Source organism: Microbacterium sp. IO18 (assembly GCF_049099505.1).
Taxonomy (GTDB): domain Bacteria; phylum Actinomycetota; class Actinomycetes; order Actinomycetales; family Microbacteriaceae; genus Microbacterium; species Microbacterium aurugineum.
Map to the genome: position 1 here is coordinate 1,353,951 of NZ_JBMJAF010000001.1, position 12,708 is coordinate 1,366,658.

General features: G+C 68.0%; 9 protein-coding genes. 2 read left to right on the plus strand and 7 right to left on the minus strand.

From position 1 onward, the window contains the following. The first annotated feature begins 200 nt into the window (after positions 1-200). Together ACLF6J_RS06485 and ACLF6J_RS06490 are read left to right on the plus strand one after the other, a co-directional pair. Positions 201-1,007, plus strand: a complete 807-nt coding sequence (locus ACLF6J_RS06485; protein ID WP_131492536.1) for a DeoR/GlpR family DNA-binding transcription regulator — start codon at positions 201-203, stop codon at positions 1,005-1,007. Between the two features lie 68 nt (positions 1,008-1,075). Next, positions 1,076-1,699 (plus strand): glyoxalase, encoded by a 624-nt coding sequence (locus ACLF6J_RS06490; RefSeq protein WP_134353159.1) that lies wholly within the window; start codon positions 1,076-1,078, stop codon positions 1,697-1,699. Positions 1,700-1,709: 10 nt separating this feature from the next. On the opposite strand, the gene ACLF6J_RS06495 is transcribed toward ACLF6J_RS06490, so the two are convergent. The 7 genes from ACLF6J_RS06495 to ACLF6J_RS06525 all read right to left on the minus strand — a co-directional run bounded on the left by ACLF6J_RS06495 (position 1,710) and on the right by ACLF6J_RS06525 (position 12,636). Then, positions 1,710-2,987, minus strand: a complete 1,278-nt coding sequence (locus ACLF6J_RS06495; protein WP_134353158.1) for a HipA domain-containing protein — start codon at positions 2,985-2,987, stop codon at positions 1,710-1,712. Next, on the minus strand, positions 2,984-3,265 hold the full coding sequence (locus ACLF6J_RS06500) for a helix-turn-helix domain-containing protein (protein WP_134353157.1): 282 nt from the start codon (positions 3,263-3,265) through the stop codon (positions 2,984-2,986). Before ACLF6J_RS06500 ends, ACLF6J_RS06495 begins: the two co-directional genes overlap by 4 nt. A 179-nt stretch (positions 3,266-3,444) precedes the next feature. Beyond that, entirely contained in the window at positions 3,445-8,034 is a 4,590-nt protein-coding gene (locus ACLF6J_RS06505) for an ExeM/NucH family extracellular endonuclease (protein ID WP_244093608.1), read from the minus strand. Between the two features lie 267 nt (positions 8,035-8,301). Further along, positions 8,302-9,060, minus strand: a complete 759-nt coding sequence (locus ACLF6J_RS06510) for an SURF1 family protein (RefSeq protein ID WP_131492589.1) — start codon at positions 9,058-9,060, stop codon at positions 8,302-8,304. Positions 9,061-9,118: 58 nt separating this feature from the next. After that, a complete protein-coding gene (locus ACLF6J_RS06515) occupies positions 9,119-10,234 on the minus strand; it encodes a GuaB3 family IMP dehydrogenase-related protein (RefSeq protein WP_047524178.1) in 1,116 nt (371 codons plus the stop codon). A gap of 94 nt (positions 10,235-10,328) precedes the next feature. After that, positions 10,329-10,844, minus strand: coding sequence for an adenylyltransferase/cytidyltransferase family protein (locus ACLF6J_RS06520; RefSeq protein ID WP_134353155.1), 516 nt, complete (start codon positions 10,842-10,844; stop codon positions 10,329-10,331). Between the two features lie 103 nt (positions 10,845-10,947). Next, the gene (locus ACLF6J_RS06525; RefSeq protein ID WP_047524177.1) at positions 10,948-12,636 is read right to left on the minus strand and encodes an ABC-F family ATP-binding cassette domain-containing protein; all 1,689 of its coding nucleotides are present in this window, start codon (positions 12,634-12,636) and stop codon (positions 10,948-10,950) included. Positions 12,637-12,708: the final 72 nt, after the last annotated feature.

Genomic DNA, 12,708 nt, shown 5'->3' on the forward strand with positions numbered 1-12,708 from the left:
ACGCGCTTCAATGCTTGTTCATGCGGTTTTGAGCCATGTTATGCCGTGATCTGCCGAAACGTCAAGCGTCAGATTTCCCGCGAGCACGACGAATACCGCGCGAATCGTTGAGTCGATGCCGATATCTCGCAGGAAGTCGATGTGCAGTTTTGTGCATGAGTCTGCCGCGTTCTTCGCGTTCCTGTGCTAAATATGTCTGCATGGACGCATCAGCAACCGGACAGCGACGCCGACTGCCCGCCGGACGGAAGGCGGATCTCGCGACGTACGTCGAGCAGACCGGTCAGGTGACGGTGAGCGATCTGGCCGAGCACTTCGCGGTCTCGATCGACACGATCCGCCGCGACCTCGATCAACTGGATCGTGAAGGCGTACTGATCCGCACCCACGGCGGGGCGGTCAGCGCAGCGAACGGACAGCTCAAGGATCGGGCCCTGGATGTGCGACTGCGCATGCAGACCGAGGAGAAGGAGCGCATTGCCCGGGTCGCCGCGGGCCTCGTCGAGGACGGCTCTGTCGTGATGCTGAATGCGGGCACCACGACGCTCGCCGTGGCACGGGCCCTGCGCAACCACCACGACCTGACGATCGCGACGAACAATCTGCGCATCCCCGGCGAGCTCTCCCCCTCGGCGTTCCGCGATCTCTACGTCTTCGGCGGAGCTGTGCGCTCGATCACCCAGGCCACGACCGGACCGGTGACCTTCACGATGACACCGGGCGGCCCCGAGGTCGACATCCGCTGCGATCTCGCTCTCATCGCGGTCGGTGCCGTCGACGAGGCGGGGTACTCGACCTCGAACCTCGGGGATGCCGCGATGATGTCGGAGATGATCCAGCGTGCCGAGCGCACCGCGATCCTCGCGGACTCCACCAAGCTCGGACGCCGGTTCTTCGCCCAGATCGCCCTGCTCGAGCGCGCGGACTACCTGATCACGGACGCTCCCCCACCCCCGCGCATCGCCACTGCGCTCGCGCAGGCGGACGTGCAGGTCCTGACCCCCTGACATCGGCCTCCGCACATCGATCAGGAATCGAGAAGCGGCCCCCGCGGAGCCTCCGTAGCGTCTCCTGCATGAACACCACGATCGATTCCCTCACCCTCGACGTCCCGGACGTGGACGCCGCCCGCTCGTTCTACACGCAGGCCTTCGACCTCGGCGACCGCCTGCGTTTCCGCACCGCGGATGCCGAGACCTCCGGCTTCCGCGGGTACACGCTGTCACTCGTCGTCTCGCAGCCGGCGAACGTCCGCGCCCTCGTGGACGCGGCCGTCACCGCCGGCGCCCGCGTGATCAGCCCCGTCTCGAAGTCCCTCTGGGGTGTCGGAGGCACGATCCAGGCACCGGACGGCGCGATCTGGAAGGTCGCGACATCGGCGAAGAAGGACACTGCGCCCCCGAGCCGCACGATCGACGAGATGATCCTCCTGCTCGGCGCGAAGGATGTGGTCGCGTCGAAGAACTTCTATACGGATCGCGGCGTCGCGGTCGCGAAGAGCTTCGGCCGCAGCTACGTGGAGTTCGACACGGGCGCGAGCCCGATCGGCCTCGGCCTGTACCGGTATGCCTCGCTCGCCAAGGATGCGGGTGTTCCGGCGGCCGGGTCGGGCTCGCATCGACTCACGGTCCACGGCGCGCTGGGCACGGCCGTCGACCCCGACGGGTTCGTGTGGGCTCCGGTCACGGTGACCGCCTGAGCACCCGCACTCACCACCCGTGTCGCTGAGCGCGCTCCCCGACCGCCTCGACCAGTCGATCGGCGTACGCCAGACCGTCGTCGTCCGCAAGGAGGTCGTCGCGCGCGGCCGAGAAGGCCGCGGCGACTCCGCCTCGGATGCGTTCGACGGCATCCCGCGCCGTTTGCGCATCGACGCCGAGCGTCTTGGCCGCTTTCAGCCAGTGCGTCATCCCGATGCGTCCCATCACGCGCTCCCCACCGATGGACACCGCTGAAGGCATCGGCTGATCGCCTCTGTAGAGCGCATTGCTCCCGAGGTCGTAGAGGGGCGCCAACCGCATCTGCGCCCCGGCGTGGATGACCGAGTAGTTCTTGGCATGCGCGTCGGTGTTCGCGGCAGCGCAGGTGAAGACGAGCGCTTCGAAGAGTTCGTGCGACGCGCGCCTCCCCTCGGACGGCGCGAACGCCCGCAGCACCTGAGCGAACTTCTCGAGCCCGGGGCCGCCGTCGGATTGGTACTTGAAGGCGGGGTCGACACTGAGCGCCTGCGCAAAATCCTCCTGGTGAAGCCGGTGGAGCCGGTCACCGACGTGGACGCGGTCGTAGCGCTTCGCCACGAAGACGAAGTCACCGCGGTCCGTGATCATGAGCCCGTGGTCGGCGACCCGCAGCCCCAGAACACGCCCGGCCCTCATGGTCAGGAACTCGTTGACATCGTGGCGGCCACCAGGCGCTGCAGGCTTGAGGATGTGAGTGGTCGGCGTCGAATCGCGCGGAACACCCCATCGCCCGTCGTCTGAACGGTACAGCGCAAGCTTCGGCTGGGCACCGGCCAGGCTCCACCGGAACTCGTCATACCGTTCCGACCGATCGCCATCGGAGTCGACCACGGACGCAACGAGTTCGCCGAGGTCGTCGACGAAATGCACGTCACCCGTGCGCGCCGCAGCATCGTCGGAGGCTTCGCCCGGTGGCAGCAGCTGGAGCGCACCGGCTGTATCGCGTCCGACATGTCGGAGAAGCCCCATCGGGTTCCGGGGACTCGTATGGTGCGCCGCAGCAATGGCTTCCAGCGTGGCGGGGTTGTCGCTCAAAAGGCCTTGCAAGAACGGTCGCGCGACCCGGTTGCCATACTCCGCTCCGGCCACGAGCGGCATCGAGATCGAGAGGGGCGTCGCCACGGGCGACAGATCGTCGTCGTAGGTGAAGGTGATCCCGCCGTGCGCATTCTGAGAGAAAACGCCCGTGCGTTGGCCGTCGACATAGGCGACCAGCTCGACGCGAGCAGAGGAGGGTGCGACGGTCATCGTCCGCGCTCCCCCTCATCCCACAGCGCACCCAGGTCGAACGCGGAGCTGCCTTCCACGGGCTCCTGAACGCTCAGTTGCAGTTCGAGAGACTCCACGACTTGCAGAACTCGACGAAGTGTCGGGTTGTCGAGGCGCCCGGTCTCCAACTTCACCAACCAGGGCCTGTCAACGGCCGCCCGTTCAGCGAGCTCTGTCTGGCTCCAGCCGCGACGCAGACGCGCGGCCCGCATGACGGCCCCCAGCTGCCGCGCCGAATGAAATGGTTGACTCCTCATGACACCTCCGAGCTGTGTGTTTGAACACACTATCTTGTCTGTGTCGTAAAAGTAACACTCCACATTGTGTGCGTGAACGCACTTTTCGGACCTGCGGTCTGAACACTCCAGGCAATGGCGCGACGAAGGCCGCCGGGAGCACTCCCGACGGCCTTCGTGCGTGTCATCCGACTAACGGATCAGAACCACCTGGTGAGGAGTTCCCAGAGCCAGTCGAGGATCGCACCGATGATGCCGCCGGCGCGGTTGACCTTGACCGTGGCGGTCGCCTCGTCGCCATCGGCCTGAGCCGCCGCGACGGTGTACTTGCCCGAGGGAGCGCTCTTCGGCACCGTCACCTGCGTGCTGAAGGTGCCGTCCGCGGACACCTGGACCGTGCCGACCTCGACCGGCTTGCCCTTCTTCGGACGCAGCTCGATCGTGACCGTCTCACCGGGCTCGTACCCCTGGCCGGCGACCTTGAGGTTCTTGCCCGCCGACACCTTGGACGAGCCCAGGGCGATCGTGCCCGCGAACTCCTCCTCGCCGGCGATCGTGAACGGCACCTGCGCGGTGGTCCCCGTCCCGGCGACCGCGACGGAAAGGACCTGTTCGCCGAAGACACCCGACGGAACCGTGAAGGTCAGAGCGGCACGACCGCCCTCATCCGTGGTGTCGACGATCGTCGGATCCACCGCACCCGTCGCCAGGACGGTGTCTCCCAGCGAGAGCGACACCTCTCCCGGAGCCGGCTCGCCCGCGCTGAACGCCAGCGACGAGAGCGACACCGTGACCTGGTCACCGGCGCTGTACCCGTCGGCGTCCGCCGGGCTGACCGACACACCGACCGCGCGCTGGGCGTAATCGGGGCTGGCGGTCTTGTTCGCGTCGAACCAGTCGACCATCGACTGCAGGTCGATCTTGCCGGTGTCGCGCTTGCCCGTGCCCTCCTTGAAGGTGGAGAAGTTGTCTCCTCCCGCAGCGAGGAACGAGTTGGCCGCGACCGTGTAGTCCGCCGCAGGATCCACCGGCGTGCCGTCGAGCGTCATCGAGGTGATCCGCGAACCCTGTGCCGCTGCGGGGTCGTACGTGTAGACCAGCCCCTTCGAGACCCCGAGCTTCAGGAACGGACGTGCCGAACCCGCCGGCTGCCACTGCTCCTCGAGCACGCTCTTCAGCTGCGCACCCGTGAGCGTGAGCGTCACGAGCGTGTTGGCGAACGGCTGGACCGTCGCCGCTTCTCGGTAGGTGACGTTGCCGTCGGGATCGGATGCTCCGGAGGACGCGTACGTGAGGTTCGCGCGGATGCCGCCCGGGTTCATGAGAGCCAGGTCGGCGCCGGTGGACGACTGCTGCACGTCGGCGACGAAGTTGCCGATGGTGGACTCTCCACCGCGGTTCTCCGAGCCGTTGGTCTGACGCGCGCGGTTGAAGTCCGCCGTGATGTCGCCGACCTTGATCGCTCCGAGGACATCGGCCTCGGCCTTCGCCTTGTCGACGATCGTCTGCACCTCCGGCACTGCCGGATAGAGCGGCCTGCCGGCCTCGGTGAGGGGCTTGATCTCGTTGGTGATCGAGATCAGGTCCTTCGTGGTGGCGTCGACCTGGATGTTCATCAGACCCAGGTTCTCGCCGTACTGCCCCGCGGAGACGACCGGGCGGCCGTCGATCACGTGGTTGTAGGCGAGGTGGGTGTGGGCCGACACGATGGCGTCGACGTCTTCATCGACCCCGTACACGATCTCGCCGAGCGGCGAATCCGGGGTGATGCTCGACAGCTCGACGCTGGAAGCGCCCTCATGCACGAGCAGGATGATGACATCCGCCTCACCGTTGGACTCGTCGCCGTCGCGCAGGTCGTCGGCCACCGCGTTCACGGAATCGGCGATGCTCCGGACTTCGAGGTCCGCGATGCCCTCCGGCGAGACGAGCGAGTCGAGGTCCTCCGTGACGGCTCCGATGAAGCCGACCTTCACACCGTCGAGCTCCTTGACCCAGGCGGGGGCGAGCGCCGGCTCACCGGTCTCGGTGACGAACACGTTCGAGGCGATGTACTCCCAGTCCGCGCGGTCCTGCACCCGATCGCGCAGGTCCTCCCAGCCCTGGTCGAACTCGTGGTTACCCGCTGCGCTGACGTCGAGACCGGCCGCGTTGAGGGCGTCGATCGTCGGGTTGTCGTCGTTGATGAACGAGGTGAACGTCGAGGCGCCGATCAGGTCGCCGGCACCGGCGAAGATCGTGTTCGGGTTCGCCTCACGGAACTGCTTCACAGCCCCTGCCAGCACCGCGGCTCCCGCGGCGGCGCCGTCGGCTTCGATCCTTCCGTGGAAGTCGTTGACCGTGACGACGTCGATGCTCACCGGCGGGATCTCCGCGGAGACGCCGACGATGATGGGGTCGTGGTCGCTGGAGCGGTACGGGGTGCCCTCCTCGGTGGCGCCGAACGCGTAGCCGCGGTCGCTCCACTCCGGAGAGTTGATGCCCCAGACTCCGGCGCCCGTGATCGACGAGGCCAGCGACGGCGACGCGATCACGTGGTCGAGGGAACCGAGCTCACCGTCGAACGTGTACGTGTACTGCCCCGATGCCGTATCGGCGACCAGGTCGCTCCACCCCTTCGAGGTGAACACGTCGATCGGGTCCTCCTCGCTGTAGGCGTTGAAGTCGCCGATCAGCAGCATGTCGCCGCTGCCCGTCGTCTCCTCCAGGTCTTCCGTGAAGGCGAGGATCGCGTTCGCCTGCGCGACGCGGTCGGCGTTGAAGAAGCCCTGCCCGTCGGCCGGCTCAGCGCCCGCGCCCTGGGGCGGCGACTTCGACTTCAGGTGGTTGGCCACGACCGTGACCACACGGCCGTCGACGTCGAACGCCTGGGCGATGGGCTCGCGGGCGTTGCCCCACACGCTCTCATCCGTGACGGTGGCACTGTCGCCCACCGTCGTGACGGCATCCTTCTTGTAGATGATGGCGTTCGTGATGTAGTCGGTGGTGGCCGCGTCGTTCAGCGCGTCGGGCGTGGGCACGTAGTCCCACACCTCGGCGCCCGCGTCGTCGTTGAGGCCGGCGACCAGATCCTCGAGTGCCGAGTCGATCGGCTTGCCCAGCTTCACGGAGTTCTCGATCTCCATGAGGGAGACGATCTCGGCGTCCAGGTCGTTGATCGCCGCGACGATCTTCGACTTCTGGATCGCGAACTGCGCGGCGTTCGCCGCACCCCGGGCGTTCGAGTTCTCGCTCTTCAGCGTCGTGAAGTAGTTGTAGACGTTGAACGAGGCCACCTGGACGTCACCGCCGACCTCCGGAGCCGACGCGGTCCGCGGGTTCGTCGCCTCGAATCCGACCTTGAGGTCGGCCGACGAGGAATCGTCGATCGGCACGACCGGCTGCAGACGCCAGTCGTCGAATCCCCACTGCAGCACGTAGCCGTTGTCGCTGAAGTCCACGACGTCGCCGTTGCGGACGACGGTGTCCTTCGTGAAGTACGGCTGCTCGCCGGGGTGGCCGCTGTTCGTGACCTGGATCGACCAGCCGTCATCCAGGAGGATGCGGTTAGCGCGGTTGGCCGCGGCGATCGCGGTGGCCTCGTCGCCGGGGCGCGTGGTCTCCGTGCTCTTCACCGCGAGGTCTTCACCGGCGTTCAGCCAGAGCGTTCCGTAGTTGTACAGCTGGTGGCTGGAGGCTAGGCGGTAGCTTCCCTCCGGTGCCACGTACATGTTCTCGTACTGCTCCCGATCGGCACCGCGCACCGAGTCCGGCAGCGGTGTGACGGCGGGGACGCCGACTCCCGCGGTCAGCACCGCGACGTCACCGGCCGCGGCCGGGGTGATCTGGGTCTGCCCGAAGTACTCGCTCACCGCACCGGTCACCGAGACGAGGTCGCCGATCTCGAGTGTCGGGGACAGCGCGTTCAGGAAGACGAACACCCCGTCCGAGGCGCCCGGCGTGGCATCCGTCGCTCCGCCGGAGCCCTGGGTCTGGATGACGATGCCCTTGTAGCCGCCCGTGCGGTAGTCCGCCGTGACGACGCCCTCGACCTCGACCGTCTGGCCGTTCAGCGGGGAGACATCGGTCGTGCCCTGGACCTCGGCGATCGTCGCCGCGATCGGATCCTCACCCGGGTCTGTTCCGGGGTCGGTGCCGCCGGAGCCCTGCGGGGTGATCGTCGCAGAGAGCGTGAAGTCCGCGCTGTTGTCGTCGGTGTCGACAGCGACCGTGCGGTTCAACGACTTGACGTCGGTGTTCCCCGACGGCGCCGTGGCCGCCTTCGTCTCGAAGGTGTTCGACGAGCCGTAGCCGAGCAGGTCGACCACACCGTCCACACCCACCGTCGAACCCGGCGTGAGAGTGACGGCGGCGGTGCCCTCGACGAGAGCGAGTGTGCCGTTGGTACCGCTCGGAGTGAGGGTGGTGACGGCATCGGGCGTGGGGAGCTCGGCACCGTTCGCGCCGTTGCTGTTGCCCTGCACCAGGTAGTAGCCGCCGGCGGGGATCTCCCCGGTGAGGGCGGCCACACCGTTGAAGGCGCCTGTGCCGGTGGCGGACCGGTACTGCAGCGACATGCCATCGAGGGTGATCGCGGCGGACGTCGGGTTGTAGAGCTCGACGAACTTGTTCTTGAAGGCCGCCCCCGCGCTGCCGCCGGAGAGATACGCCTCGTTGATCACCACCCCCGTGCCCGTGGTGTCGGCTGCGGCGGGAACGGCGGCCAGCGAGCCGAAGCTCAGCGCGGCGACGCAGGTCACGGCGAGAGCGCCGATGCGCCCCCGACTTCTACGGTGCGAGACCGGAACCATGCGGTTCCTCTCGTCTGGGGCGGACATCATCGGTGCTGTCTCCTCGGTCGGGTTCGACACTTCTCAGGACTGTCACGGCACACAGGGAAAACTCCCAGCGCGCTCACATGGTGCGAGCATACGGAGCGGTCAGGACATCCTCAACGGAGTTTCCCGATTCGTCACCGAGCGCTCACCGGATGGCCCGAGGGACCCCTGACGAAGGTCGCTATCGCCGCACGGGAGCACACAATTGCGCACCGTCGAGCGCGCGGATGCGCGCGATGATCAGGTGGTTTCCCGACCGAGAGCGTCTTCGAACTCCTCGACCTCGCGCTCCCAGGCATCTTTCGCCAGGCGGTACCAGAGGTAGAAGGCGAAGCCCGCGAAGATGGCCCACTCGACCGCGTAGAAGACGTTCAGCCAGTTGACCGGCGACATCTCCTCGGGTGCGGGCGACGAGATGTCGACCAGCCCCGCGGACGCCGTGGTCGAGGCGAGGTAGGGGCGGTACACGTGAAGCTGCTCGATGTCGTGCCATCGGCTGAGCAGGGCGGCGGGCGACATCCGGTCCAACTGCTCGGGAGCGGAGTGCGGGGGGACACGGGGTCCTTCGTCCGAGATCACCCGACCGGTCACCTCGACCTCCGACCCGTCCGCGTCGGCTTCGAGCTCTCGCACGGCCGCATCCGCGGTCTCCCGATCGGGGGTCCACCCGATCGCGACGGCGATCGACGTGCGCTCTGCGACCCGCAGCTGTCCGGTCACCCAGTACCCCGGGACATCGTCGTTGAAACGGCTCGACACGACGATGAAGTCCTCGGGGATCCAGCGCCCCGAGGTCTCGACGCGCTGGCCCACGAGCGGCTCGGGGAGGTATTCACCCGGCTCGACGACATCGGTGAGCTGCTGCACCTGCTCGGTCTGGCCGGCGGGAGGCGGATCGGTGTCGATCGCGCGTTCCAACTGCCACTGACCGAGCCAGGCGAACACCCCGGCGACGAGGAGGCACAGCAGCAGCACCCCGATCCAGCGCCCCCGGAGCATGACCTCGCGGAGGGTCGGGGGAAACAGAGCAGGAGTCGTCACGGTCGAGCGCTGTGCCTCAGGCCTCGTACGGCGCGAGCACGACCTCGACCCGCTGGAACTCCTTGAGGTCGGAGTATCCGGTGGTCGCCATCGACTTGCGCAGCGCGCCGATGAGGTTCGCGGTGCCGTCGGCGACCGGGGCCGGGCCGTAGAGGATCTCCTCGAGCGTGCCGATTCCCCCGACCTCGACACGACGGCCTCGCGGCAGCTTCGAGTGGTGGGCTTCGGGACCCCAGTGGAAGCCGCGGCCGGGCGCATCGGTGGCCCGAGCGAGCGCGACACCGAGCATGACGGCGTCCGCCCCCATGGCGAGCGCCTTGACGATGTCGCCGGAGGTGCCGACGCCCCCATCGGCGATCACGTGGACGTAGCGGCCCCCGGACTCGTCGAGGTAGTCGCGGCGAGCCGCGGCGACGTCGGAGACCGCGGTCGCCATCGGCGCGTGGATGCCGAGAGTGGCACGCGTCGTGGATGCCGCCCCGCCGCCGAAACCGACGAGCACACCTGCTGCGCCCGTGCGCATGAGGTGGAGGGCCGCGGTGTAGGTCGCCGCGCCACCGACGATGACGGGGACGTCGAGGTCGTAGATGAACTTCTTGAGGTTGAGGGGCTCCGCGACGCTCGAGACGTGCTCGGCAGACACGGTGGTGCCGCGGATCACGAACAGGTCGACGCCCGCTGCGGCGACCGTGTCGTAGTACTCCTGGGTGCGCTGCGGCGTCAGCGAACCGGCGACCGTGACGCCGGACTCGCGGATCTCGGCGAGTCGGCGGGTGATGAGCTCGGGCTTGATCGGCTCCGAGTACAGCTGCTGCATCCGGACGGTGGCCTCGCCCTCGTCGAGTCCGGCGATCTCCGCCAGCAGCGGCTCCGGGTCTTCGTAACGCGTCCACAGACCCTCGAGGTCGAGGACGCCGAGGCCGCCGAGCTGTCCGAGCATGATCGCCGTCTGCGGGCTCACGACCGAGTCCATCGGCGCTCCCAGCACCGGGATGTCGAAGCCGAAGGCGTCGATCGTCCATGCGGTCGACACGTCCTCCGGGTTGCGCGTGCGCCGCGATGGCACCACCGCGATGTCGTCGAACGTGTACGCGCGACGTGCGCGCTTTCCTCGGCCGAGCTCGATCTCCATGGTCACCCGTCCAGCCTACCCGGGAGCGGGGGTCGGCTCGGGCGGACGCACGCCGCCCGGCTGCTGATGTTCGCCCACGACCGAGACGACAGGGTCAGGCCCGGGCCACGCGCCCGGCCTCTTTCGCAGCGACGATCCTGCGCAGTCCCGAGCTCGAGAACCGGTGGTCCCTGCCGTTGAAGTACAGATCGATCCCACTCTCCTCGCAGTAGTCACGCCCCGTGAACGCGCTCTCCCGGTACTCGTCGCCGACGATGCGCACGTCGAGCGTGAACGAGCGGAGGATGTCCTCCACGTCCTGCTCCGTCGAGTAGGGCACGATCTCGTCGACGTACTGGCAGCCACGCAACTGGATGTAGCGCTCGACCACCGTCTGCGTCGGCGCGTTCTTCTCCGGACGATCCAAGGTCGGATCCATCTGGAGGCCGACGATGAGGTAGTCGCACTGCCGCTTGGCTTCGGCCAGCATCATGATGTGGCCCGCATGCAGCAGGTCGAACGTGGAGAAGGTGATCCCCACGCGCGGACCCGGGTTGTCGTCGTGGCGTCTGGCCTGCGTGGCGTCGGCGCGGTCGGGCGGATGGATGCTCTGGATGGTCTGCACAGTCATCGGATGACGCTAACCTCGCCGGCGTCCGGGCGAGCACTGACAGCATGATCTGCCGTACCGACGAGTCCCGGTGTCCGTACCCGCCCCTCCGGCCTCCGTATCGTCAGCGGGCGCGGGCCACGCGGCGCTCATCCCAGACCGGTTCGTCGGACTCGTACACGTCCCCGCCCGAGCCGAACACCAGGAACCGGTCGAACGATCGCGCAAACCATCGATCGTGTGTCACGGCCAGCACCGTGCCCTCGAATCGCGCGAGTGCCTGTTCCAGTGCCTCGGCCGATTCCAGGTCGAGGTTGTCGGTCGGCTCGTCCAGGAGCAGCAGCGTCGCCCCGGAGAGCTCGAGCAACAAGACTTGGAAACGTGCCTGCTGTCCACCGGACAGCGAGTCGAAGGTCTGCAGGGCCTGACGCACGAGCCCATAGCGGTCGAGCGCCGAGCTCGCGGCATCGCGTGGCATCCCGGTGCGACGATCGTCACCCCGGTGCAGGATGTCGAGGAGCGTGCGTCCGACGAACTCCGGATGCGCGTGCGTCTGCGCGAACAGACCGGGCACGACCCGCGCTCCGAGCGTCGCTGCGCCGGTGTGCTCGACCACACTCAGCTGCTCCCCCGACGAGGTGACGTGACCGAGCGTGGTGTCGGGGTCGCTGCCACCACGCGCGAGCAAGCGCAGGAAGTGGGACTTGCCGGATCCGTTCGAGCCGAGCACGGCGACGCGATCGCCGTACCAGATCTCCGTGTCGAACGGCCGCATCAGCCCGGTCAGCTCCAGGCGCTGCACCACCACGGCGCGCTTGCCCGTGCGCGCTCCCCGCAGGCGCATGTCGAAATCCTGCGCGGGCGGGCGCTCCTCGGGCGGACCCGCCTCTTCGAACTTCCGCAACCGCGTCTGCGCCGCCTGGTACCGAGACGCGAAGCCGTCGTTCGCCGACGCCTTCACCTTGAGGTTCGCGACGAGGGTGCGCAGCTTCTCGTGCTGCTCATCCCAGCGACGACGCAGTTCGTCGAGCCGCTCCATCCGGTCCGCCCGCGCCTGCGGATAGGTACCGAATCCACCGCCGTGGACCCAGGCCGTGGCACCCGCGCCACCGGGCTCGAGCGTGATCAGCCGATCGATCGCGCGCGCCAGGAGTTCCCGGTCGTGCGACACGAGCAGCACGGTCTTCGGCGTCGCCCGCAGCTGCTCCTCGAGCCAGCGCTTCGTCGGGACGTCGAGGTAGTTGTCCGGCTCATCGAGCAGCAGCACCTCGTCGGGTCCGCGCAGCAGCGCTTCGAGTGCGAGCCGCTTCTGCTCGCCCCCGGACAGCGTCGTGAGCTCGCGGAACCGCGCCCGCTCGAACGGCACCCCGAGCGCCGCGACCGTGCACTGATCCCAGACGGTCTCGTGCTCGTATCCACCGGCATCGGCGTATTCGGCGATCGCCGACGCATACGCCATCTGCGTGTCGTGCTCGTCGCGCTCGATCAGCGCGTTCTCCGCAGCTTCGAGCGTCTCGGCCGCGGTACGGATGCGCGCGGGCGCGACGCGCACGAGCAGGTGGTGGACCGTCTCCCCGGCCTCGCCGTGACCGACGAACTGGTCCATGACGCCCAGGCCGCCCTCGATCGTCACGACCCCGTCATCGGCGGACTGATCGCCGCGGATGATGCGCAGCAACGTCGTCTTGCCCGCGCCGTTGGGGCCGATGAGCGCGCTCGTCGACCCGGAGCCGACACGGAACGTCACCTCGTCGAGAAGCGGTCTGCCGTCGGGGAGCGTCAGTGAGACGCTGGAGACATCGATGTAGCCCACGGTGCGTGGCCGTCCTTCCGCCCCGCATGTGCCGAGCCGACCAGGCTATCAGCGCGAGCGGCCGGGCACGAA